This is a genomic window from Vibrio sp. 10N.261.45.E2 (assembly GCF_002875705.1).
Lineage (GTDB): Bacteria > Pseudomonadota > Gammaproteobacteria > Enterobacterales > Vibrionaceae > Vibrio.
The window spans coordinates 91,679-117,780 of record NZ_MCZZ01000144.1 but is presented as its reverse complement, the minus strand read 5'-3'; the positions used below and the strand labels follow the sequence as shown (position 1 = coordinate 117,780).

General features: G+C 43.7%; 18 protein-coding genes. 11 read left to right on the top strand and 7 right to left on the bottom strand.

Going from position 1 to position 26,102, the window contains the following annotated elements:
* The first annotated feature begins 10 nt into the window (after nt 1-10).
* Nucleotides 11-2,881, top strand: coding sequence for a hypothetical protein (locus BCT34_RS18675; protein ID WP_076656990.1), 2,871 nt, complete (start codon nt 11-13; stop codon nt 2,879-2,881).
* A 118-nt stretch (nt 2,882-2,999) separates the two neighbouring features.
* On the opposite strand, the gene BCT34_RS18670 is transcribed toward BCT34_RS18675, so the two are convergent.
* The 5 genes from BCT34_RS18670 to BCT34_RS18650 all read right to left on the bottom strand — a co-directional run bounded on the left by BCT34_RS18670 (nt 3,000) and on the right by BCT34_RS18650 (nt 9,264).
* Nucleotides 3,000-5,861 carry an ImpA family metalloprotease gene (locus BCT34_RS18670; RefSeq protein WP_102305863.1) on the bottom strand — a complete coding sequence of 954 codons (2,862 nt, stop codon included), beginning with the start codon at nt 5,859-5,861 and terminating at the stop codon, nt 3,000-3,002.
* Between the two features lie 225 nt (nt 5,862-6,086).
* On the bottom strand, nt 6,087-6,764 hold the full coding sequence (locus tag BCT34_RS18665) for an ABC transporter permease (protein WP_017062123.1): 678 nt from the start codon (nt 6,762-6,764) through the stop codon (nt 6,087-6,089).
* A 2-nt stretch (nt 6,765-6,766) separates the two neighbouring features.
* Nucleotides 6,767-7,507 carry an ABC transporter permease gene (locus BCT34_RS18660; protein ID WP_076656988.1) on the bottom strand — a complete coding sequence of 247 codons (741 nt, stop codon included), beginning with the start codon at nt 7,505-7,507 and terminating at the stop codon, nt 6,767-6,769.
* A gap of 79 nt (nt 7,508-7,586) precedes the next feature.
* Complete coding sequence (locus BCT34_RS18655; protein ID WP_076656987.1) at nt 7,587-8,357, bottom strand: ABC transporter substrate-binding protein; 771 nt, start codon at nt 8,355-8,357, stop codon at nt 7,587-7,589.
* 136 nt (nt 8,358-8,493) lie between these two features.
* Nucleotides 8,494-9,264 (bottom strand): ABC transporter ATP-binding protein, encoded by a 771-nt coding sequence (locus BCT34_RS18650; protein WP_004736532.1) that lies wholly within the window; start codon nt 9,262-9,264, stop codon nt 8,494-8,496.
* A 791-nt stretch (nt 9,265-10,055) separates the two neighbouring features.
* Between BCT34_RS18650 and BCT34_RS18645 the strand changes: the two genes are divergently transcribed.
* The 5 genes from BCT34_RS18645 to BCT34_RS18625 all read left to right on the top strand — a co-directional run bounded on the left by BCT34_RS18645 (nt 10,056) and on the right by BCT34_RS18625 (nt 17,008).
* Nucleotides 10,056-11,597: a DUF3360 family protein gene (locus tag BCT34_RS18645; protein WP_076656986.1), complete on the top strand. Its 1,542-nt coding sequence runs from the start codon at nt 10,056-10,058 to the stop codon at nt 11,595-11,597.
* A 307-nt stretch (nt 11,598-11,904) separates the two neighbouring features.
* Nucleotides 11,905-14,181: a formate C-acetyltransferase gene (pflB, locus tag BCT34_RS18640; protein ID WP_076656985.1), complete on the top strand. Its 2,277-nt coding sequence runs from the start codon at nt 11,905-11,907 to the stop codon at nt 14,179-14,181.
* 201 nt (nt 14,182-14,382) lie between these two features.
* Entirely contained in the window at nt 14,383-15,384 is a 1,002-nt protein-coding gene (locus BCT34_RS18635) for a lipid A deacylase LpxR family protein (RefSeq protein ID WP_076656984.1), read from the top strand.
* Between the two features lie 164 nt (nt 15,385-15,548).
* Nucleotides 15,549-16,289: a pyruvate formate lyase 1-activating protein gene (pflA, locus tag BCT34_RS18630; RefSeq protein ID WP_010437353.1), complete on the top strand. Its 741-nt coding sequence runs from the start codon at nt 15,549-15,551 to the stop codon at nt 16,287-16,289.
* Nucleotides 16,290-16,507: 218 nt separating this feature from the next.
* Nucleotides 16,508-17,008: a YfbU family protein gene (locus tag BCT34_RS18625; RefSeq protein ID WP_017066932.1), complete on the top strand. Its 501-nt coding sequence runs from the start codon at nt 16,508-16,510 to the stop codon at nt 17,006-17,008.
* 103 nt (nt 17,009-17,111) lie between these two features.
* Here the strand turns inward: BCT34_RS18625 and BCT34_RS18620 are convergent, their stop codons facing one another.
* Nucleotides 17,112-17,867: a MipA/OmpV family protein gene (locus BCT34_RS18620; RefSeq protein ID WP_076656983.1), complete on the bottom strand. Its 756-nt coding sequence runs from the start codon at nt 17,865-17,867 to the stop codon at nt 17,112-17,114.
* Between the two features lie 353 nt (nt 17,868-18,220).
* Between BCT34_RS18620 and BCT34_RS18615 the strand changes: the two genes are divergently transcribed.
* From BCT34_RS18615 to BCT34_RS18605, 3 genes are all read left to right on the top strand, one after another.
* On the top strand, nt 18,221-20,155 hold the full coding sequence (locus BCT34_RS18615; protein WP_048607448.1) for a PrkA family serine protein kinase: 1,935 nt from the start codon (nt 18,221-18,223) through the stop codon (nt 20,153-20,155).
* Between the two features lie 120 nt (nt 20,156-20,275).
* Nucleotides 20,276-21,547 (top strand): YeaH/YhbH family protein, encoded by a 1,272-nt coding sequence (locus BCT34_RS18610; protein WP_009848997.1) that lies wholly within the window; start codon nt 20,276-20,278, stop codon nt 21,545-21,547.
* An 11-nt stretch (nt 21,548-21,558) separates the two neighbouring features.
* Nucleotides 21,559-23,118, top strand: a complete 1,560-nt coding sequence (locus tag BCT34_RS18605; protein ID WP_076656982.1) for a SpoVR family protein — start codon at nt 21,559-21,561, stop codon at nt 23,116-23,118.
* A gap of 176 nt (nt 23,119-23,294) precedes the next feature.
* Here BCT34_RS18605 and sohB read toward each other — a convergent pair whose 3' ends face one another.
* Nucleotides 23,295-24,362, bottom strand: a complete 1,068-nt coding sequence (gene sohB / locus BCT34_RS18600; protein ID WP_076656981.1) for a protease SohB — start codon at nt 24,360-24,362, stop codon at nt 23,295-23,297.
* A gap of 137 nt (nt 24,363-24,499) precedes the next feature.
* On the opposite strand from sohB, the gene BCT34_RS18595 reads away from it, so the two are divergent.
* A complete protein-coding gene (locus BCT34_RS18595; RefSeq protein WP_017629695.1) occupies nt 24,500-25,240 on the top strand; it encodes a YciK family oxidoreductase in 741 nt (246 codons plus the stop codon).
* Nucleotides 25,241-25,394: 154 nt separating this feature from the next.
* On the top strand, nt 25,395-26,102 hold the full coding sequence (imuA, locus tag BCT34_RS18590; protein ID WP_076656980.1) for a translesion DNA synthesis-associated protein ImuA: 708 nt from the start codon (nt 25,395-25,397) through the stop codon (nt 26,100-26,102).

Here is a 26,102-nt window from a genome sequence, read left to right as displayed (position 1 = left end):
GGAAAAAACGATGGCAGAAGTAATAAATACAGCAGCAGGGCTGAAAAGCAATGGTAGCAATGATACCAATACACTAGTAGATGGTCCTAACCTCCCTACCCCAGAATCTAGAGATGTCAACAACGACCTTTCTAACCTCAGCGGCGATAACCTTGAAGTCAGAGCCGGCAAAGGTGACGACATTGTGCATGCGGGCAGCGGTGATGACTTTATTGCTGCTGGACGTGGTTCGGACACAATCAAAGCCGGTGCCGGAAACGATGTGGTTGAGGCTTGGAATCATTCGCTCAATGCGGGTGATGAAGCCGGCGTTAACCGTGATCTAAGCGCAGCACGCGATAAAGATTTAGAAGCGTTAGGAGAAGAATGTGTTGACGACATTGTAGTTGCGGGTGCTGGAGATGATTACGTCGAAGGTGGTGCAAACAATGACATAATCTACGGTGACAGAGGCGCGGGTGCCGAATTCGGCGAAAACCTAATCAGCGATGGTGATTTTGAAACTTTTGATTTTGGCAATACGTGGGGAACAAATGCTAATGCTGGCGATTGGAGCGCAGAGGTTGGAAATATCGAAATTCAAGAACAACTGCACGGTGGAGTCCCTGCTGGCGGCTACGGAGGCGATATAGCCAGCGGTCACTTCTTAGAATTAGACTCACATGGTGCGAATTCAAATTCAACCGTTTCTCAAACATTTACAGTCGATAACGACGGCATATATCAACTCGATTTCTCCTACGCTTTCCGCAATAAAGGTGGCGATAGCACCACTGCTCCTTTCACGGTTCAAATCATGGCGGGCACCGAGGTCTTGTTCGAAAAGTCTTTCCAAGACATTGACGGAATAGATGATGATTGGGATCTGTTTAGCGAAGATATCGATCTCTCTTCAGGCGAATACTCACTCAAGTTTATTGCCGAAGGCGCAGAAGACACTTTTGGGGCTCTGATCGACAACGTATCATTGAAACAGGTACTGCATAATGATGTGCTCATCGGTGATAATGGGCCAGACGCTGCAAATGAGGGTGCGGCAGGTGACGACTTGATCCGAGGTGGTAAAGGTAACGACGTTATTATCGGAGATAACTTTGAATCACTGTCGTTTAACGAAGGAACTGGTGAATTTGAGTTAGCAGAACCAACGACGTCCGTAGACCTGTCAGTAAACTCATCAGCCTACAACGCTGACGGCACTGTCGGTACTGTTGATACAGGTAATGCAAGTTCTGGTGGAACAGGCTACGGCGTAGAAGGCGCTAGCGAAAGTGGTGTATTAGCTCAAATCGGTTTTAGCTACGACAGCGGTACCGGCGAAGGTGCATCAGAGGTGTTTTCCGTCTCCCTAGACGAACATACAATGATAGCCAAAGTCGGCATTGCCAACCTCTACTTAAATGAAGGCGACAATGGCGTCGATGAAGCAGGTCATTGGGCTGCATACCGAGAAGGTATTCTAGTCGCTGAGGGCGATTTCATTGCGAGTGATTTAGCGGATGGCAATAACAACAGCGGTTATCTAAACATCGGTCCTGAAGAGACTGGTTTTAAAGCCTTTGATGAACTTCAGTTTACTGCCGTTGGCCCTGCCTTTGACAAAAATGGAAACGCTAATGCCGATTCAAGTGACTACTACGTCACTTCTGTGACTACCGATGGTTTAACGGGTGACGGTACAGACATATTACGTGGTGGCCGCGGGGACGATGTTATTCTTGGTGGCGATAACGCCAAGGGTGGTACACCTGTACTCGACCCAGATACGGGTTACTACGATGTAAGTAACTTCAGAGGGACTATTGATGTCACTATGGAAGGCACCGAAGCTGGTTTTGAAAACTCGTTTGGGTACTTCACAAAAGACAGTGAAGGCAACGTAAACGCCGAGGTCATTTGGGGTGACGTTAAGCAGCACCTTCCTGAGTCTGAGAATGGTAACACCTTTAACCTCGATCTAGGGCATTGTGATGATTGTGTTGACACGCTTGGGTTCTTCATAATCCCAAATGGCGGTAATAAAGGTTTTGAATCAGGCGACAGTATTGGGATTGACTTAAACACTCAACAAGCGACAAGTTCTAATAACAGTGACCATCCTTTCCTACTCGGTGTGCAAGATTTAATCGGCAATAACGGCAACCTTACCTTAGATGTTAGTGGCATTGGCAATTTCAACCCAGGTACGGAACTCGGAAATCAGTTCTGGAATGACAACCCTGGTGGTGACGGTGACTTCGATGATGTAGTAACCACTGTCGAAATAAACGAGCAGCCAGAGCAATTGTTTGGCGGTAAGGGCGATGACTGGCTTGATGGCGGCGACGGTATCGACCATATCAAAGGTGGTAAAGGTGATGACATCATCATCGGTGGTGGTGGTGCAGACGAGATCCGTGGTGGTAAAGGTAACGATACAATAGCTTATGATGTAGAGGACACTCTAGTCCATGGTGGCAAAGGCTTTGATGTGCTTGTCGCCAATGATCCAAATGGTGTCGATATCGACATGTCTAAAGGTTCAAACATCAATGGGTTTGAAGCAGTCATCGGGGGAGATTCAACTAATGACAAACTGACTATTTCTCTTGGTAAAACCTTCAATCAAAACCATGATCTTGACGGTAACAAAGCGAAAAACGACGACCAAGTCGCTGAGTTCTTTGCTTTAGGAATTGAAGATATCGACGCAAGCCATCTCCAAGGATTCGAATATCAAGCTGCTACATCAGTAACATTAGACCAAGATATGCAAGATAAGCTTGGCCTTGATGGAACTGAGATGATTACCGCTTATAGCTTCACCAAAGGAGGCAAAGAAGTCATTATTTACACTGACGCATCTTTTGATGGTAATTTCATTGGCGTTAATGAAGTTTAATTACTTTTCGAACTAGTAAATCAGAAACAAAGCTAAAGGGCTTATTACCTGTGTAATAAGCCCTTTTATTAACAATAGTTAAATCGTCTATAGACAACAGTAACTTGTTATTGGCTATTTAGAGCGGCCAAACTGTCGTGCCATCGACGTCTAGTGCTGTTTTAGCAAATTCATCCAAGCAATATCCTTGATTAGAGGATGCAAAATATTTTAAGGGCATATCATTCAAACTAAGAGCAATGACTTGTTGCTTCGCTTTATCGCTGAAACTGAACCCCCACATATCCAAGTATTTCGTCATGTCGCGTTCTCCAACATAGCTCAACGCGATCAGCAACCAATCATTGTTTGTAATATCTGCCGCTTCTTGTCTCGTATAATCTGAAAACCCAATCGAACTTTTTCGATCATTCCAAAGTTCATCACTGCCTTTCAAACGATTAAACTCTCGCTCAATCAAATGCAAACGCCCTAAAAGGTGCCAGCCTGAATTTAATACACCTTGCTGCTCTGTAAGCATCATCATTTGAATGTAGATGCGTGCTCCCCAACTCCAACCGGTTTGATTCTGAGCTGCCATAAAAGCATTCGGGTCAGTTTCGGTTCGACTCTGCTGCAAAAGTTCATACTGCGCTTTGAAATCTAGGCCTTGGCAAGATGATACATTTCCGGTTTCTTTGTAATATTTCGATTTACTGAAATACGAATAGTAATTGGTTGTAGAGTGTCCGTCCCACCCACTGAACCTAAATCGGCCACGCTCTAACCCATGCCCTAACTCGTGAAGATCTCCATGCCCCAATGGATGAAACGACCAGTAAGCATCGTACGGGTTTCCTGAGCAACCATAACCACAGTTCGCTTGGTCTGCATTCATATGCTTTACAATATCAATGGTCACAATTTCCCAGCCCTTTGCCTCGCCGTATTGGTGTATTTCAGCAATTTCATCAATACCCGGCCCTCTGAAACCAGCAAGAGCATGAGGGAGATTGTGAACATAACGCTCTGTTGCAAGTGCCATAGCATGAGGCAGTGCCCAATCGGAGGCTCCTATAGACTCTTTCATCTTGTCTAGTTTCGAATGAACTTCAAATCCCGGGGTGATTAACTCAGCCCAGTCAAACTTTCCTTCCTTTAGTTGTGCGGCAAAACGATCGTTGTCCGCTTCACTGCGCCATACAGGGTGCTGCGCAACATTCTCAAATTTCAGTTCGACATCAATATCGTTGGTATCAAAGTGAACCTGTAGTGTCCCACCATAGGCAGAGGTGAGATAAATCGTCTCTCCCGATTTCACTGGGTAGGTTACCGAGGTTAAAAATTTCGGCCTTGCATAACCATCATTACCCGAGAACTCGTGTGTCGCGCCGCTACGCAATGTATTAAATGCTATAGATGTAGCCACTTCGTTATTGTCTAATCGAGTCACCTTAATTGTCTTACCCGGTAAAGCATACACCCCAGCGGATCGGAAGTGTCTCTTAGACTCCAAAGCAATTGTTTTCGTTACAAGAGGAACACTCTCAAAACTCTTGGTACTAAAATTACCTAGACTTGGTTGCGCAGCATTGTGTAGACGACTGTTGTATGCGGCATAATCACTGTAATAAGAACGCAGAAACTCGACTCTCTCAGTTACGCCTTTCCCCATAGGATACTGAACGTCTTGACGATAACGATCGGCAAGTAACAGTAACAGCTTTTCATATTCATAATCATCGGTTGCAAACAGATCAATTTTCTTGCTATCAAGGGTCGTTAGGTGTGAACGAATACTATTAGCCCCCGTATAAAACTCCTCATTCATGTTGGAATCATCAGGGCAAGATTTGTCATCACAGGTATTCAAGTCAACGGTGAAACTGTCGTCTTTCAATCTCTGTAAAAGCGCTTGTTGCTGGACAATATTATCAGGCATCTGATCAATTAGCTGGGTAGAGTCCCAGTCCGACAAACCCAACTTACGCCAATAGTTGTCGGCAACGTAAGTCATGTGCATTTCAGCAAACAATACATTACCTAAGTCCGTCATGCCGCCATCAAGATGCAGGTACAACACAGGAATGTTCTTGCTGAATGCGAGGCGTATACCCTTAAGAACATCGTCTATGTTATCGCCAGCATTAAGCTTTTGAGACATGATCAACAAATCAGGGTTATTAGCTTCAAGACACTGGCTTAACTGACTGCCATCACAAGCATTATCTGTGTTGATAACCATAGAAGCATTAACATTATCGGTTAACCAGTTTCGTGTCGCTTGGTCATCAGGAAAGTAATGAGACTGATCAAGCTGAGCTAACACGACATTCTGGGGTGCGTCAGTACCTGAAACCCAAGTAACCAAATTCTTCAACCATGTGTTCATTTCCTCATTTACAGAGTCAGGAAAACGTTGCTTCGTTCTAAAAGGATTGCTCGCTAATGCTGCATAACGGCTGTCGTCGGACGTATAACCCGCAATTCCTATCACTAGCTCTTGGTCATCATACCCATCAATCATCGCTTTATTGGTTTTCAAGATGACATCATTAAAGCCATAGGTAGGTAAGATAATTGCTGTGTCATGGGTTGGATCCCAATGAAGATTGCGTAACGACTCCCCATCTAAGTTTTGAGACAAAGCTTGTTTAATCAGATTGTAATCCGAGTTGTATCGAGTCACTAAAGCTTGGCTAGCATCAATGAACTCTCGGGAATCCGTCACATAAGAAGCGTCACCTGTTGACAATGCCTTTTGAACAGAAGTTAGTGGAATCAAGGGAATATCGGGGTCCCCATTTCCGCCACCTTCGTTGCCCTCCCCTCCAGAACCTCCAGAACCTCCAGAACCTCCAGAACCTCCAGAACCTCCAGAACCTCCAGAACCTCCAGAACCAGTTTGGGTACTTTCCCCTCCGCTACCACCGCCACATCCTAAAAGTGATAACGCGATAACACAAATAACTAAATTTGATAGTAAGTTACTCTTTTTCATCATTATTCCATACAACAACAAAATTTCGCCGAGTCTATCTATAGTTAAATCTAAAGCAATTATTCTAATGAATATATGGATGCATTTTGAAGCAAGTTAACTATTTAGAAAAATCTTAAGTTAGCGGGTTCTGCAGCCAACACAATTAAATATGGGTGGTTTGAAAGTATAAAAAACGGCGCTATCGAAGCGCCGTCTTATTGACCATGTTTGTACCGTCTGCAATTAACTTAGCGGTCTTAGGTAAGCAAGGAAACGCTTCTCTGCGAATTTGAAAATCGCGATGATGATGAACGTTAGCGCCATGTAGAACAGGCCTGCGGTGAGGAAAGATTCGAATGGAGCGTAGTAACGAGAGTTAACCAAACGCGCAGCACCTGTTAAGTCCATAATGGTTACGATACCTGCTACCGCAGAGCCGTGAAGCATGAAGATAACTTCGTTACTGTAAGCCGGTAATGCACGACGTAGAGCACTTGGTAAAATGATTCGACGGTAAGTCTTCGGTGTACTCATGCCGTATGCTTTTGCTGCTTCAACTTCACCTTTCGGTAATCCGTTAATGGCACCACGAATGATCTCTGCGGTATACGCTGACGTGTTAAGAATGAATGCCACCAAAGCACAGAACCATGCGTTTTCCCACAATGTATCTTTCACCGGAAAGAATTGATCCATACCGTAATAAATCAGGTACAACTGCACCAGTAAAGGCGTACCACGGAAGAAATAGATAAAAGACCAAGCCGGAGCGTTAATCAGCATATTTGGGCTGTTACGAGCGATTGCTAATGGTATGGCTACAAATAAGCCAATAATCAAAGCAACGCAAACCATCCAAGCCGTAGTCCACAAGCCTCCAAGGTAAATCGGTAGGCTTTCAATTATCAATGAAAAGTCCATAACTACCTCGCGTGGATGCTGAATTTACGTTCAACCAGCTTAAGTAAGCCCGTCGAAACACTGGTAAAGAATAAGAAGATAATTGCCACTGTCATATAGAAAGTGAATGGCATTTTGGTTGAGCCCGCAGCCAACGCACTAACACGTACCATGTCTTCTAGGCCGATAATTGAAACCAACGCGGTAGTTTTAAGTAAAACCAACCAGTTGTTACCAAAACCCGGTAGTGCGTGACGAATCATTTGCGGTAATAGAATACGACGGAACGCCAAAACTGGCCCCATGCCATAAGCTTTTGCCGCTTCCATTTCACCACTGTCAACCGCCATAATCGCGCCGCGGAAAGTTTCAGCCATGTAAGCGCCAAAGATGAAGCCAATGGTTAATACACCAGCAACAAATGGGCTGACATCAATGTAATCTGGTAGGTAAGAGGTCCATTCGTGGTTAGGGTTACTTGATGAGAACCACTCATTGAGCCACTCATTGATGGAATACAAACTGTTGTTTAAAAGGATTTGTCCACCAAAGAAAATCAGCATCATCAATACGAGATCTGGAATGCCTCGAATGACGGTTGTGTAGAGGGTTGCAATAGCACGAGCCCAGCGATAAGGCGCAAGTTTTGCTAAGGCACCTAGCATACCAAGAACCATAGCTAAAATTAGCGACAGCAAGGCAACTTCGATTGTTAGCACCGCCCCTTTCAGGATCGACGCTTCATATCCTTGTAAATCAAACATAATGGATTCCAACAGAACTGCGAAAAAGTTGGTAAGACAGGGAGAGGAGAGCCTCTCCCTTAAGAATTGACGCTAAAGATTACTGACCGTATACGTCGTAGTTGAAGTATTTAGCCGCGATATCTTGGTAGATGCCTTTTTCACGTAGTGAAAGGATTGCAGCATCTAGTTGCTTAGTCAGATCTTTGTCTTGCTTACGTAGAGCAATACCAAAACCTTCGCCGAACCACTTAGGATCAGTTAGTGATGGACCAACGAACTCGTAGTCTTCACCACCAGCTTTGTTTAGTACGCCTTCTTCTAGCGCAGATGCATCACCCAGTACAGCAGCAACACGACCGTTTGCTAGGTCAAGGTAAGCCTCGTCGAATGAACCGTAACGAACAATCTCTACAGTGTCACCATAGTTGTCTGTTAGGTATTTATCGTGAGTTGTTGCACGTTGAACAGCAATTTTTTGACCACTTAGATCATCAAAGTTAAGGCCTGCACCTTTCTTAGCGATGAACTTGTTTGGGATAAGTGCGTATTTACCAGTGAAGTCGATTTTTTTCTTACGCTCTTCAGTGATAGACATTGCCGCGATAATCGCATCATATTTACGGGCAAGTAGAGAAGGAATAATACCATCCCAGTCTTGTGCAACGATCTTACAGTGCACCTGCATTTCAGTACAAAGCGCGTTAGCCATATCGACATCGAAGCCTTTCAGTGAACCGTCAGCTTCTGTCCAGCTAAATGGAGGGTAAGCGCCTTCAATACCAAAGCGTACTGTTTTCCATTCTTTTGCTTGAGCTACGCCCGTTGCAGCAGTGGCAGCAAGTGCCGCGACTAATAACCACTTTTTCATATCCCTACTCCTGTGATTTAGGTTTTTATGTTTTGCTAGTTTTAATATTGTGTTTGTTGTTACTTATTAACTTACTTGTTGTGTTTTATTGTTCACACCGTCGCTGTTTACCTTGGCAACAGTATTTCAATTCTGATTAGTAAATCGATGAGATAAATTGTTGTAAACGCTCAGATTCAGGTTCCGTAAACAGTTTAGCTGGATCGCCCTGTTCTTCCACTAAGCCTTGATGCAGGAACATTACATGGTTTGATACGTCACGAGCAAAAGCCATTTCATGTGTTACCACAAGCATGGTTCTTCCTTCTTCTGCTAGATCGCGCATTACACCAAGTACTTCCCCTACTAACTCAGGATCAAGTGCCGATGTTGGTTCATCAAACAGCATCACTTCCGGATCAACGGCTAACGCTCTAGCAATTGCCGCACGTTGTTGTTGTCCTCCAGATAAGTGACCTGGGTAGTAATCTTTGCGCTCATACAAGCCTACTTTCTTCAGTAGTAACTCTGCATTTTCAATTGCTTGTGCTTTAGGTACACCTAAGACGTGAACTGGCGCTTCAATAACATTTTCGAGAACGGTCAGGTGAGACCACAGATTGAAACCCTGAAAAACCATCGCCAAACGAGAACGGATTCGTTGAACTTGTTTTTCATTGGCAGGAACAGAAACACCTTGGCGGTTATTTTTCATTTGAATTAATTCGCCATTAACCCAAATCTCGCCTGCGGTAGGTGTCTCTAAAAGATTGATACATCTAAGGAAAGTACTTTTACCCGACCCTGAAGATCCGATAATCGATACTACATCGCCTTTATGCGCAGAAAGTGAAATTCCCTTTAAAACTTCATTTTGACCAAACGTTTTGTGTAGATCCTTTATGTCCAGCGCTGGTACATCTTTCATGCGCTTTCTCTCCCAAGTTTGTGAAAATGCAAGGTACTCCGACCTTTTCATGCGATACAAACTAGCACCACACGGAATAACATGCAACAAATTATTAACCTAATAATTTGGAATAAATAGCGATTCACTCTGACTTATTATGCAAAAGGTAGCGTTTTCACCTCAATTTAATGAATGAGTTCTATCAACAAGCCCTAATTACACCCCTTACATTGTTTAAATAAAGTTAATCAAAATGAGATTCTCGTAGCTTGATGTCTCACAAGAAAAACAAGTTTTGTGAACTTAGAAACATTGCATTCGACAAAACATAGCGCGCACATTCAACGCAACACCTCAACATAAGGCACAATTATTTTGAGGTTATTACATTGTAAGCATTTTAGTAAGAATCAGGGGCAAGCGAGTAATAGTGAGATAACTCAGTAAACATGGAGCACTCAGCTCATGCCAGAGCGGTAAAGGCTCGAAGAAGATAAGAAAACGACAGTTTGTGAAAACTAATTACACGATTCATCAACGGGAAGTTAATGAATCGCTGCGTTTTGTAGCTTTCTTTCACATACACTCATAAAGTGATCAAGATCAATCACCCTAAAGGGTAAGCTTGTTAGACTCCTCAGCAAAGAATAAGGCATTAAAAATGCCAAACATTTCTTTTAACTTAGCTGCATAAGGCACATTAAAACCGTGCAACATAATGTTAATGAGTTATAACTAAGAAATAACGCAATTACGCGAACTTATAGAATTCAATTTTAGAATTACTAACATAAAAATATGAGGAATCTATGTCAGACGTTGTGAACAATGCGAACTCTGAAGTAGAAGAGAAAAGCTATAAAGAGCTACACCGCCCTGCTTCTGAGTTTGAGAGCCGCTCAGATTACCTAGACCACGAACTTCAAATCATGAAGCCTCGCCGCTTCGGCTTAAACCTTCCTGGTCGTGACTTCCGCTTTGAACTAGAAGACCTTGTTCCTGCACTTGCTGGTACCATTGGTATCATCGCGATGTACTCGGCAGTAATGATGTCTTGGGCTGATGGCCTAACTCAAGCTTGGGATCACGTAAACCTTGGAAAAGAGTTTGCGATTGAAGTAGCTCGTGTAGAAATGCTTATCCCTGCACTGCTGTTCTGTATTCTTGCTTCTGGTTTCTTTAACCCTAAAGCAAACCTTGCCGGTAACCACGGCCCAATGATTCCTCTTATCGGTACCATCGCTCTAGCTGGTGCTCACCCTCTTGCATTGGCAATCCTTATCGGTGTCTTCGGTCTAATCCTAAGTTTCCTAAAAGGCGGCTCCAAGTTGGTTAACCTTACTTCGGAAGGTACTGCTGGTGGCTTGCTCATATTCTTAGGCCTAACGGGTACCATGAGCCAAATCAACTCAATTCAAGAGTGGGCGGTTGGTCTTCAATCTTCTACTGTTGAAGCGGGCAGCATGGGTTACGTTGGTTTAATCGTTCTTGCTATTACTATTGCTATCTACGCTTTCTTAGCAAAAGTGAACAAGCGTTGGTTAGCTATCCCTGTTTGTGCATTCACAGGCCTTGCTATTGCATTAGTACTAGGTGCTGGTTTCGACATCGTATTCGAAACTGAAATGGGTATCCCAAACCTAAACCCAGTTTACTGGTGGGGTTCTACTTCTGAAGGTTGGATGCTTGGCTTGCCAAACGTTGAACACTTCATCGCATCTCTACCATTTGCAATTCTTGCTGTAGCAATGTGGTCTCCTGACTTCCTAGGTCACCGTATCTTCCAAGAACTGAACTACCCTAAACGTTCTGAAAAAGTTCTGATGGATGTTGATGACACAATGACTATGTGTTCTGTTCGTCAAATGGTAGGTACTGCAGTTGGTGGTGGTAACATCACATCTTCTTGGGGTACTTACATGATCCCAGCAGCAATCGCGAAACGTCCAATTCCTGGCGGCGCAATCTTGCTTGGTTCTCTATGTATTATTGTTGCGATTCTTGGTTTCCCGATGGACGTAGCAGTATGGCCACCAGTGATGCGTGTTGCGCTACTTGTAGGTGTATCTCTACCTTTACTTGAAGCAGGCATGCAAATGGTTAAGGATTCAAAAGATTCTCAAGCGGCTGGTATCTGTATCTTTGGTTCAGCGGTTGTTAACCCAGTATTAGCATGGGCACTAACTATGCTTCTTGATAATAATGGTCTAATTGGTGATAAAGAGCGTGCAAAGCGTCTATCATTTGTAGATAAGATTGTTATCCCTGTTGGCGTTTTAGTTATCTGTCTAGTGGCAATGCTTGCAGTTGGTATGCTAGAAGGTCAATATGGTCTAAAAGCTTGGCTATAATGGTCCTTACTACACAAAAGTAGTATTAGGATTAAAAAAAAGTTTGGGTGGCAACCCCTGCCACTCAAATTTTTTCAACTTTTTTTGGCATTTATTGATTTAGTTTAAGGTTTGCAGAAATTTTTTAGCGTAGTCTTGAATACATAGAGTAAAGACAACATATAAAAGGTAGTGACAATATATATAACCATATGATGCTTATATGCTCATATATATTGTTATTAATAAGAGTGTACTACCCTTACGAGGGGCGCTGGCTCAACAGTGTTAATGTACGTATTTTTTCTACTAAAAAGGTAGGTATGTCATGGCAGAGCAATTTGCTAAAGCTTGGGAAGATTTTGCTGCAGGTGAGTGGCAAAGCGAAGTAAACGTTCGTGATTTCATTCAAAAGAACTACACGCCGTATGAAGGCGACGAGTCTTTCCTAGTTTCTGAGGGTACTGAAGCAACTAACAAGCTTTGGTCTTCGGTAATGGAAGGTATCAAACAGGAAAACGCAACTAAAGCACCTGTAGACTTCGATACTTCTGTTATCTCTACCATTACTGCTCACGATGCAGGTTACATCGAGAAAGATCTTGAGACTATCGTTGGTCTACAAACTGAGAAGCCACTAAAACGTGCAATCATCCCTAACGGTGGTGTACGTATGGTTGAAGGTTCTTGTAAAGCATACGGTGAAACTCTTGACCCAATGGTTTCAAAAATCTACTCAGAATACCGTAAAACACACAACGCTGGCGTTTTCGATATCTACACTCCTGATATCCTAAAATGTCGTAAGTCTGGTGTTCTGACTGGTCTTCCTGATGCTTACGGCCGTGGTCGTATCATTGGTGACTACCGTCGTGTTGCACTTTACGGTATCGACTTCCTAATGAAAGACAAGCAAGCTCAGTTTGCTTCTCTTCAAGAGCAATTCGAAAACGGTGAAAACCTAGCAGAAACAATGCAACTGCGTGAAGAGATCTCTGAGCAACATCGTGCTCTAGGTCAAATCAAACAAATGGCTGAGAAATACGGTTTCGATATCTCTGAGCCAGCTCAAACTGCTCAAGAAGCTATCCAGTGGACTTACTTCGGCTACCTAGCTGCTGTTAAATCTCAAAACGGTGCTGCAATGTCTCTAGGTCGTACTTCGACTTTCCTAGACATCTACATCGAACGTGATATCGCTGCTGGCAAAATCACTGAAGAACAAGCACAGGAAATGATCGACCACTTCGTAATGAAGCTGCGTATGGTTCGTTTCCTACGTACTCCTGAGTACGATGAGCTATTCTCTGGCGACCCAATCTGGGCAACAGAGTCTATGGGTGGTATGGGTATCGACGGTCGTACGCTAGTAACGCGTTCGAACTTCCGTTTCCTAAACTCTCTATACACGATGGGTCCTTCTCCAGAGCCAAACATCACTGTTCTTTGGTCTGAGCAACTACCTGACGGCTTCAAGCGTTTCTGTGCGAAGGTATCTATCGATACTTCTTCTATCCAGTACGAAAATGATGACCTAATGCGTCCTGACCTAGAGTCTGATGATTACGCTATCGCTTGTTGTGTATCTCCAATGATCGTTGGTAAGCAAATGCAGTTCTTCGGTGCTCGTGCTAACCTTGCGAAAACAATGCTTTACGCAATCAACGGCGGTGTAGATGAGAAGCTTAAGCTTCAAGTTGGTCCTAAGTCTGACAAGATCACTGACGAAGTTCTAAACTACGATGACGTAATGGGTCGCCTAGACACATTCATGGATTGGCTAGCTAAGCAATACGTGACTGCGCTAAACAGCATCCACTACATGCACGACAAGTACAGCTACGAAGCGTCTCTAATGGCTCTTCATGACCGTGACGTTCGTCGTACAATGGCTTGTGGTATCGCTGGTCTTTCTGTTGCTGCTGACTCACTGTCTGCAATCAAATTCGCGACTGTTAAACCAATCCGCGACGAAGATGGCATCGCAACTGACTTCGAAATCGAAGGCGATTACCCTAAATACGGTAATAACGACTCTCGTGTAGATGACATTGCTTGTGAACTAGTTTCTACGTTCATGAACAAAATCCGTAAGCTTAAGACTTACCGTGATTCAATCCCTACACAGTCAGTTCTTACTATCACGTCTAACGTGGTTTACGGTAAGAAAACAGGTAACACTCCAGACGGTCGTCGTGCTGGCGCTCCTTTCGCTCCTGGTGCTAACCCAATGCACGGTCGTGATGAGAAAGGCGCTGTAGCTTCACTAACGTCTGTAGGTAAACTACCGTTTGCTGACGCACAAGATGGTATTTCTTACACGTTCTCTATCGTGCCAAACGCACTAGGTAAAGAACAAGACAGCCAACGTGCTAACCTTGCAGGCCTAATGGATGGTTACTTCCACCACGAAGCTGGCATTGAAGGTGGTCAACACCTTAACGTTAACGTTCTAAACCGCGAAACTCTTGAAGACGCAGTTAAGCACCCTGAGAAATACCCTCAGCTAACAATCCGTGTATCTGGTTACGCTGTTCGCTTTAACTCTCTAACTGCAGAGCAACAAGCTGACGTAATCGCACGTACATTTACTGAGTCTCTATAAGCTCACCGCTTAATAGATAGTAAATAATATTAGCCTCGCCAATGTGCGGGGCTTTTTTATATCTGAAATAAATTGCACTTCACTCGCCTATCCCTCGAAATGTTAGGTTGAGCAAAAAAGCGTCCTATCATTCACTTTTTTTCCACAAATCCACTCAATTTACGGTAATATCGCGGTTCATAATTTAAGAGTAACTGCTCCATGAAATACCTGCGTTGTTTACCCCTGATCCTTCTCTCTTTTTCATCTCTGGCATCTGACCGTTCTACGTTAACTTTTGCTTTAGATAACGATGGTATTTTTGGTGTCGACCAAGACTATACCAACGGCTTATTTCTGGGTTACACATCATCAAGTATTACGCCATACAACTGGGTAAAACCACTGAGCCTTTCTTACTGGGGCGCAAGCTCTCTAGACAAATGGGAAATTACCATTGGCCATAAGATGTACACACCTTCTGATATTGAATTAGAAACGCCATCAGCCAATGATCGTCCATATGCAGGTTACCTTCACACTGAATTCAACTACATTAGTTTGAACCCACAACAAGCCCAACGTTTTAACATCACGTTTGGTACAACTGGCGAGCGCGCACTTTCAGAAGACGCTCAAAAGCTAGTTCACTCGATCACAAAGTCAGATGAGCCTATGGGTTGGGAATACCAAGTTGATGATGAGTGGGCGGGCAGCGTTGGTTATTTAAGCCATTTCAACCTAATGCGTAATCAAGCTTTAGCAAATACTGACTTTGAGATCTCTAACGTTTCAGAGATCAACGTCGGTAACTTTAGAAGTGATATCTCGACTGGTTTTATGTTCCGTTGGGGTACGGATTTGGGTGGTAACCTTGGCGCGGCTAACATCACCACAGAAAACCCATTCAAGCCGGGCATGATTGGTGGCTCGAACACTGGCTGGTTTACCTATGCAGGCCTTGAAGGTCGTTACCGATTTAACGATCTAACAATCGAAGGCGATCGCTCTGGTGTTGATGAGTACGCTCATAAAAATAATGAAGACCCAGCGATCTACGATGTTACTTTAGAGAACATTCAAGCGACAGCTGTATTGGGTGTGGCTTGGTATAACCAATACGTTGGTGCCTCTTTCGCGCTAACAGCAAAAACGCCTGATTACAAAGAAGCAAAAGAGTCGATGTACACCACCGGCGGTATTACAATGTTTGCTTTCTTCTAGCCAATAGCAAGGGCTTTAGTCCTTTACTTTTCAAGTTTAATAAAGGCAATCATCTGCACAGGTGGTTGCCTTTATTTTTAAAGGTCTCGTTACCATTTGACCCTATTTTATGTACCGTTTTTGTAATAAAATAAACAGTATAAATTCCTCTACGAGAATAGCTCATGTCTACAACTGGTCGCATTCACTCATTTGAATCTTGTGGTACTGTCGATGGCCCTGGTATCCGCTTTATTGTGTTTCTTCAAGGCTGCTTAATGCGTTGTATGTACTGTCATAACCGTGATACATGGGATCTTCATGACGGAAAGGAAGTAACGGTCGAAGAGATCATCAACGAAGCAAAATCATACCGTCATTTCATGAAAGCATCAGGCGGTGGTATCACCTGTTCTGGTGGTGAAGCGATGCTACAACCTGAGTTTGTTCGTGACTTTTTCCGCGCAGCTCAAGCTGAAGGCATCCACACGTGTCTTGATACTAATGGCTACATTCGTAAGCACACAGAAGTGGTTGATGAAGTACTAGAAGCCTCTGATCTTGTGATGCTTGATCTCAAACACATGCGAGATGAGATTCACCACGACTTCATTGGTGTATCAAACAGACGTACTCTGGACTTCGCACGCTACTTACACAAAATTGGTAAGAAGACGTGGATTCGTTATGTGATTGTCCCTGGCTACACGGATACACCTGAAGATGCTCATCTTCTAGGTGAATTCATCAAAGACATGGATAACATCGAGAAAGTAGAACTGCTTCCATACCACAAGCTTGGTGCACATAAGTGGGAAGCGCTTGGTTTTGACTACCCTCTTGAAGGTACAAACCCGCCAAGCAAAGAGAAAATGGACGAGATTGTTGCTGTGCTTAGCCAGTACCATTCAAACGTAAAATACTAATCTCGACTTACGTTCATAGTACTTCAAACGCTTCAATTTCGAATGGGGCGTTTTCTTTTCTTGTTGGAATATCCTTTCACTTTTCTTTACAACTTTTGTTTATCAATTCAAAAAATCATATTAAATCCGTGTTGAGATCATGTTTCCACTCGTAGGAATGCTGTTACTCTTACTGCAACAAAAGAATACAACATTTAGTTTTTAGTGAGGCTCCTCCCATGGAAATGACCAATGCTCAGCGTCTAATTCTATCAAATCAATACTACCTAATGTCTCAAATGGATCCTGAGAACTCCGCTAAATACCAACGTCTACAAACGATTGTAGAACGCGGTTACGAACTCCAAATGCGCGAGCTGAACAAAGAGTTTGGTTGTTTGACTGAAGCAGAATGTCGCGAAATTATCGACATCATGGAGATGTACCATGCAATGCAAGAGTCGAACAAAATGCTTGCTGAACAAGAGCGTGCTGAAGTAGACCAACGTCGCCTACAGTTCTTAGGTTTTGATATCGCTTCTGAAGCTCAGATCGTACACTACGTGCGTTTCCTTGTTGATTCTGAAGGTCTTTACCCTCAATTCGACAAAGCCGATCACCACTTCAACAGCCAAATGCCAATGCTAGAGAAGTACCGTCGCATGCTAACAACATGGCGCAACTGCCCTCGTCAATACCACCTGTGTGCGACAGAGCTATCTCAAATCTTTAGCGCTTAATACGTTAATAGATAAGCAATAACCTTAAAAAATTCCAATAAAAAGGGTTACTCATAATGAGTAACCCTTTTTTGATTTTCGTGTTCAAAGAGAAGCCAAGTAACTAGAAAACGTAAGCCACACCAACGTTCGCGGCCATGTTGATTCCACTTTCAAGTATTGGGCTATTCTCGATATCACCTTCAAGGTTAGTATAGCGAACACCACCAGTGACTCGTATATTTGGCGTAACGTGCAGATAGCCACCTAAACCAACAAAGTATTGACCATCCCAATCTGCGTCGAATTCATTTAAGTTAGTTCTTGCCGCCTCTGCTGAACTCACACCGTATAAATGATTGTTCAAACGCTCGCTGTTGTAGGCGTAACCAATAGATGGGGTAATCGCCCAGCCATTACGACGAATTGGCAACCGCCACGCAGCTTCTGCATAAATTCCGTTGTGCTTAAAGCCTAAGTCCGAACCCGCTGTCGCTTCAAACATTCCCACCAGCGTAATCACTTGATAGCTAATACCTCCTAACACCGAAGCTTCACGCTCATCTAACTTCTGAATATCGACATTGTCGGAGTCACTCGGCTTTAATGTTCTTGGATCATAAACAGCTCGAAAGACGATGTTTTGCGGTGAACCTGCAGGTAATAAGCGGTAGCCAGCGCTAAATCCGCGCATAAAGAAGTGCTCACCTTCATAACCAATCATAGGAATCACAGCGCGGTTTGACGGTGTATCTTTATAAACAGCCGGAGAATAAGAGGCGGCAACGCCCAGTGACCACTGCGAGATTTTTGCTTGTGTTGCTGTTGAAGCCAGTAACGCAGTACTGATAGCCACTATTTTTAACCCATTATTCTTCACTACATCTACCTATTTATTGAGCAATTTTTGATAACGCCTCGCATTATATGGTACTTAGTACTTAAAAATCAATAAGGCCTAGTTATACATCTAATACACATAAATCCAGTGCAAGTATTGTTAAGCGGGCTAAAATCGCAAAACATACGGCCAAATCCCCTCGAATGTAAAATAATTGATTCTACGTGCCTCAAGTCGCCTATTGCGCTCGCCACGTTTTTTACACGTAAAATTGTAAATAAATACATAATTGTTAAGCAAAATTGTGGAAGCAGGTCTAACCTTAAAATGTAGGGAGAGCCTATTTTTCAATCGCTCGTCAGTTTTGACTGGTTAACAAGGGGAATGTGACTATGAGTATTTTTGACCACTATCAATCACGTTATGAAGCAGCCAAGGAAGAAGAGCTGACATTGCAAGAGTTCTTAGGGCTGTGTAAAGATGATAAAAGTGCTTACGCTAATGCTGCCGAGCGCTTATTACTAGCCATTGGCGAACCGGAGGTCATTGACACCGCTCAAGACCCTCAACTGAGTCGTATTTTCTCGAACCGTGTCATCTCACGCTACAGCGAATTTAAAGATTTCTACGGCATGGAAGATGCGATCGAACAGATTGTTTCTTACTTAAAACATGCTGCGCAAGGTTTAGAAGAACGTAAACAAATCCTTTACCTACTTGGCCCAGTGGGCGGTGGTAAATCATCTCTCGCTGAAAAACTCAAAGCCCTGATGCAGAAACTACCAATCTATGTGTTGTCTGCTGACGGTGAACGAAGCCCAGTAAACGATCACCCATTCTGCCTATTCGATGTAAACGAAGATGGCGACTTATTGAAGAACGAATACGGCATTGAGAAACGCTATCTTCGCTCGATTATGTCTCCGTGGGCAGCGAAACGTCTGCACGATTTTGGCGGTGATATTTCCAAATTCAAAGTCATCAAACTGCGCCCTTCGATTCTCGATCAAGTTGCGATCGCGAAAACAGAGCCAGGTGATGAAAACAACCAAGATATCTCGTCTCTGGTTGGTAAAGTTGATATCCGAAAACTTGAGCACTTCTCTCAAGATGATCCCGATGCCTACAGCTACTCTGGTGCGTTATGTAAAGCCAACCAAGGTGTGATGGAATTCGTGGAGATGTTCAAAGCACCCATCAAGGTACTGCACCCTCTATTAACAGCAACACAAGAAGGTAACTTCAACGGTACAGAAGGGCTTTCTGCACTGCCATTTGACGGTATGATTCTGGCTCACTCGAACGAATCAGAGTGGCAGACCTTCCGTAATAACAAAAATAACGAAGCCTTCCTCGACCGTGTGTACATTGTAAAAGTCCCTTACTGTCTGCGCGTCTCTGAAGAAGTTAAGATCTACCAGAAACTGCTTGAACACAGTGAGTTATCCAAAGCGCCTTGTTCACCAAGCACACTCGATCTGCTATCCCAATTCAGCATCCTATCGAGACTGAAAGAGCCTGAAAACTCATCTCTGTTCTCAAAAATGCGTGTTTACGATGGTGAAACTCTAAAAGATACCGATCCAAAAGCGAAGAGCTACCAAGAGTACCGAGACTACGCAGGCGTTGACGAAGGCATGTCTGGGCTTTCAACTCGTTTCGCCTTTAAGATCTTGTCTCGTGTGTTTAACTTCGATCAAGCCGAAGTGGCTGCGAACCCAGTGCATCTGTTCTACGTGATTGAACAGCAAATCGAACGTGAGCAATTCCCTCAAGAAACCGCTGAGAAGTACCTAGAGTTCTTGAAAGGATACCTAGTACCACGCTACGTAGAGTTCATCGGCAAAGAGATTCAAACTGCTTACCTAGAGTCTTACTCTGAGTATGGTCAGAACATTTTCGACCGCTACGTAACCTACGCAGACTTCTGGATTCAAGACCAAGAGTACCGCGATCCAGAAACAGGCCAGCTATTTGACCGTGCTTCTCTAAATGGTGAACTAGAGAAAATCGAGAAAACAGCCGGTATCAGTAACCCTAAAGACTTCCGAAATGAGATTGTGAACTTTGTGCTTCGTGCCAAAGCCAACAATAACGGTCAAAACCCAGTTTGGACGAGCTACGAGAAACTGCGCACTGTGATTGAGAAGAAAATGTTCTCTAACACAGAAGAGCTGCTTCCTGTTATTTCGTTCAATGCTAAAACCTCAACGGATGATCAGAAAAAACATGACGACTTCGTTGCTCGTATGATGGAAAAAGGCTACACCGAGAAACAAGTGAGACTGCTATCTGAGTGGTATCTAAGAGTTCGTAAATCCTCATAAACCCAACTGTATTGAGCTGCTCACGTGAGCAGCTCGTACAAATCAATAACTCTTATATCCTAATAACTCATATAACCTAACAAAAAGTAGGATCGCGACATCAGCTGAGAGGGAGTTCTTATGGCACAATTTATCGATCGGAGGCTCAATGGCAAGAATAAGAGTGCTGTGAATAGACAGCGTTTCTTACGACGCCATAAAGAGCAAATCAAAGAATCTGTGGCCGATGCAGTTAACCGACGCTCAATCACCAATACTGAAACGGGTGAAGACGTTACTATTCCCCATAAAGACATCAAAGAGCCAAGTTTTCACCAAGGTCAAGGCGGCGTAAGAGAACGCGTTCACCCTGGTAATGATCAGTTCATCACTGGTGATAAAATCGAACGCCCTAAAGGTGGCGGTCAAGGTGGTGGCTCAGGCCAAGGCGACGCGAGCCCTGATGGCGAAGGCCAAGATGAATTTACCTTCCAGATTTCAAAAGATGAGTATCTCGATATTCTCTTTGAAGATCTCGCTCTGCCTAATCTAGAGAAGAACCAAGTCAACAAAATCACTGAATGGAAAACTCACCGCTCTGGTTATCAAAGCGCGGGGATTCCATCCAACATCGCCATTGTTCGTTCCCTGCAGCAATCTTTGGCTCGTAGAACCGCGATGACAGCAGGTAAAAAGCGCGAGCTTAATCTACTGATGGAGCAACTTGACCAAGTTAAAATGACGGAGCCAGCACAACCTTTTGAAGAAAGTCGCTTGAAAGAAGAGATTGCTGAATTACGTAAAAAAATTGAAAGCGTGCCATTCATTGACACCTTCGACCTACGCTTTAAAAACTACGAGAAGCGCCCTATTCCATCTAGTCAAGCCGTGATGTTCTGTCTAATGGATGTATCTGGTTCAATGGACCAAGCCACGAAAGATATTGCGAAGCGCTTTTATGTCCTTCTGTACCTGTTCCTAAACCGCACCTACGAAAACGTCGATGTGGTGTTTATTCGTCACCATACTCAGGCAAAAGAAGTCGACGAGCATGAATTCTTCTACTCGCAAGAGACCGGCGGCACCATCGTTTCTAGTGCATTAAAACTGATGAAAGAAATAGTTGCAGATCGCTACCCAGCTAACGAGTGGAACATCTATGCGGCACAAGCTTCTGATGGCGATAACTGGGCTGATGACTCGCCTCGTTGTAAAGAGCTGTTGGTCAATACGCTTCTGCCAACTTGCCAATATTACTCTTATATAGAAATCACACGCCGCTCTCACCAAACGCTTTGGCACGAGTATGAGAAGTTAGAAGCCAGCTTCGATAACTTCGCGATGAAAAACATCAAAACAGTAGATGATATCTTTCCCGTGTTTAGAGAACTGTTCCAGAAAGAGACAGCGTAAGGGGGTTTGCCATGACAGCGAAATCAAACGTTGCAGAGAAAAAAGCTGCACAAAAGAAAAACAACAAGATGCTGCCTGATGGTCCAGATTGGACGTTCAACCTCTTGGAGAAATACCACGTAGAAATTAAACGTGTGGCGCAGCATTACCGTTTAGATACTTACCCAAACCAAATTGAAGTGATTACTTCTGAACAGATGATGGATGCCTACTCGAGCATTGGTATGCCGATCAATTACAACCACTGGTCATTTGGTAAGAAATTCATTCAAACCGAACAAAACTACAAGCATGGTCAGATGGGCTTGGCGTACGAAATCGTGATCAACTCCGATCCTTGTATCGCTTATCTGATGGAAGAAAACACGGTCACGATGCAGGCATTGGTAATGGCTCACGCTTGTTACGGTCACAACTCTTTCTTTAAAGGTAACTACCTGTTCCAAACATGGACAGATGCCAGTTCCATCATCGATTACTTGTTGTTCGCTAAGAAGTACATTAGTGGCTGTGAAGAGAAATATGGCGTCGCTGAGGTTGAGCAACTTCTTGATTCTTGCCATGCACTGATGAATTACGGCGTAGACAGATACAAACGCCCTGAGAAGATCTCCATTGCAGAAGAAACTGCAAGACAAGAAGAACGCGAAGCTTATCTGCAATCTCAAGTGAATGAGCTGTGGCGAACCGTTCCTCAAAATAAAAGTAAGGAAGAAGAAACTAAGGTCCGCTTTCCTAGCGAGCCTCAAGAAAACATTCTCTACTTTATCGAGAAGAACGCCCCGCTGCTTGAACCTTGGCAACGTGAGTGTGTTCGTATCGTTCGTAAGGTAAGCCAGTATTTCTATCCTCAAAAACAAACTCAAGTGATGAATGAGGGTTGGGCAACCTTCTGGCACTACACCATTCTGAATCATCTTTATGACGAAGGCTTGGTGAGTGATAAGTTCATCTTAGAATTCCTTCACAGCCACACCAGTGTCGTAGCACAACCCGCGTACAACAGCCCTTATTTCAGTGGGATAAACCCTTATGCGCTTGGCTTTGCGATGTTTAGAGACATCCGACGTATTTGTGAAGAACCAACCGATGAAGATAGAGAATGGTTCCCAGATCTAGCTGGGAGTGACTGGCTAGAAGCGGTGCACTTTGCAATGCACAACTTCAAAGATGAAAGCTTCATCAGCCAATACCTTTCTCCAAAAATCATTCGAGACTTTAAGTTGTTCTCTGTACTCGACGACGATCGTAAAAATACCATCGAAGTGAGTGCTATTCACGATGATCCGGGCTATCGCCTGATTCGTGAGAAGCTTGCGGCGCAATACAACCTAAGTAACCTTGAACCAAATATTCAGGTTTTTAACGTCGATGTTCGTGGCGACCGCTCAATGACACTGCAGTATGTGCCTCATGACCGTATCCCGCTTGATAAAGGCTACGACGAAGTAATGAAGCATCTCTATCGTTTATGGGGATTTGATGTAATTTTGGAAGAACTCAAAGACACAGGTCATCGAGAGATTCTGACTACTTGTCCAAAACGTAATGATTATGGAGCCAAGATTTAGTACTCATCACAGTAAACCGGTGATGTGTATAAAACTCCGCTCCCCCTACAACATAGTGGTCACCCGCTCGGAAGTGGAGCAATAAAAAAGCGCATAAGTCGGATGACTTATGCGCTTTCTTTTTCAGCTTCTTTTGGCTCTAGCTTCTTGAGCTCTAGCGTCTTAAACAAACAATATTAAACGATCGGCTTTTGACCGCGTTCAATCAGCTTCATCAGCACGCTGTCTGCAGATTTACCTGCCACGCCTGCTAGCTTGTCTGACAGCTTTTTCTTCTGTACATAATGAATCGCTAGAACCGTTTTGTCCTTACATGCAGCTACAACTAAATCATCAGAAGTGCTGATCTCATCCACCAGCCCAAGTTCATGTGCTTGTGTTCCAAACCAGTGCTCACCCGTCGCTACTTTTTCAAGATCGAGTGCTGGGCGGTGATCACGAATAAAGTCTTTGAACAGGCCATGGGTTTCTTCTAGCTCTTCTTTAAACTTCTCGCGTGCTTTATCGCTGTTCTCACCAAACATAGTAAGCGTGCGTTTGTACTCACCCGCCGTTAGCTGTTCGAACTCAATATCATGCTTTTTAAGCAGTTTGTTGAAGTTTGGTAGTTGAGCAATAACGCCAATAGAGCCAACGATAGCAAAAGGTGCAGATACAATTTTGTCTGCAATACATGCCATCATGTAACCGCCACTTGCCGCCACTTTGTCTACCGAAATAGTCAAAGGCAGGCCTGCCGCTTTGATACGATCAAGTTGAGAAGACGCTAGACCATAGCCGTGAACCATGCCACCGCCAGACTCAAGCTTAAGCAAAACTTCATCGCCTTCACGAGCCACAGCCAGAACCGCCGTTACCTCTTCACGTAATGAAGCCACTTCTTTCGCATCAATGCTGCCGTTAAAATCAAGAACGAATAGATGTGGTTCACGCTTGCTATTAAGCTCGCCCTCTTTCGCTGCTTTCTTCACTTCTTTACCGCGTGATTTTACTTTCTCTTTTTCGGCTTTCTTTTCTGCTTTATCACGGGCTTTGATGAAAGCATCATCGTGTAGATGGTGCTCTAATTGTTCAATCGTTTGTTTATGGTGTTCAGATAGGTTCGTGATTTCCAGCTCACCTTTAATCGCGCTTGATTTTCCACCCACAGATTTAGCAATCACTAAAATTGCAATGATGGCGATTACAACGGTCGCAATCTTGGCTAAAAACAAGCCGTAGTCCAACAAAAATTCCAATGTCATATCCCCTATTGTATGAATTAGTGTATTGTAACCATCTTGTCACGATTACCAAGAATTTCTCATCATTCCTGCGGTTATCTGTGTGATTAAACATCAATGGAATGACGAACATAATAAAAGAAAGAAGGATAAGCACAGTGGATTACCCGATCTCTACAGATGCCCTCAAAGATAAAGTAATTTTGGTTACAGGTGCCGGTGCTGGCATTGGTCGCCAAGCAGCACTAAGCTTCGCTCAACATGGCGCAACTGTCATTCTATTAGGCCGCAATGTTAAAAACCTTGAATTCATTTACGATGAAATCGAAAGCGCTGGTTACCCGCAGCCTGCGATTATCCCATTGGATTTAAAAGGTGCGACAAAACAGAACTACATTGATATGGCTGAAACCATTGAATCGCAGTTCGGTCGTTTAGACGGCCTACTTCATAACGCTGGCGTTTTAGGTACTCTGAGCCCGTTTGAGCAGATTGATGAAGAAACCTTTGATGATGTTATGCAGATCAATGTGAAGTCTGAGTTCTTGATGACTCAAGCACTTTTACCTGCACTTAAGAAAGCGGAAGCGGGTCGTATCGTATTCACCTCTTCGACCGTTGGTCACTCTGGCCGTGCATTCTGGGGCACTTATGCGATTTCTAAGTTTGCTACCGAAGGTATGATGCAGATCTTAGCGGACGAGCTTGAAGACACAAACATCCGTGTTAACGCGATCAACCCAGGCGGCACGCAAACACGCATGCGTGCAAAAGCGTACCCAGGGGAAGATGCAAACAAACTAAAAACGCCACTCGACATCATCCCGCTGTACCTACACTTAATGAACCCAAGTGTGACAGACATTAATGGCCAATGTATCGATGCTCAACCTAAGTAACTGATATCATTACCAACAGTAAAAAGTCGCTTCCGTAGCGACTTTTTTTGTATCTAAATCAAGCATCTAATATTTAGTTCACCTAATTCTCATCATTTTGCTTTGCATCTTTTTCATAGTTAAATATACTGTATGAACATACAGGTATTTAACTATGCATGAACTCATAAAAAACTTACAAGACCGCCAGCTAATCTGGAAAGGGTTACAATCGACAACGCAAAGAAGTACCACTTCGACAGGCTATTCGCAACTGGATAAACAGCTTGATGGTGGCTTCCCTACGCACGGCGTTATTGAAGTTGAATCACAACAAGGGATCGGTGAACTTCGCCTGCTTACACCCTATTTAGCTCAGCAAAACTCACAAAAACTGGCCATATTCATTAACCCGCCAGGAAAGATCTGTGCCGAGTTTTTTAGTAACCAAGGGATTGAGTTAGAGAACATTCTCGTTATACAACCTCAACGTGATCTCGATGCGTTGTGGGCAGCTGAGCAGTGCCTCAAAAGCGGCGCTTGCCACTCTGTATTGCTATGGGGAGCCGATCTTGAAATCCACCAAACCAAACGCCTACAAGCAGCCAGTGAAACCGGTAAGTGCTTGCAGTTTCATTTTAAAGCCACCAGCCATAATCAACTATCCCTACCCGTTTCTTTAAGCATGAAGCTGTCTTCTCACGCCCAAGGGTTGAAAGTAGAGGTAACCAAAAGAAAAGGCAGCTGGTCGTATGGCAGCTTTATTCTAGACATGACACATAACTGGCCGTTGCTCACAGAGAAAGTCGCTCATGAAGACAATTTAGACCGTGCTTTATCAGGTAACACTGTGCTGGTTTTTCCTATTGCGAAGCAAGGCTAG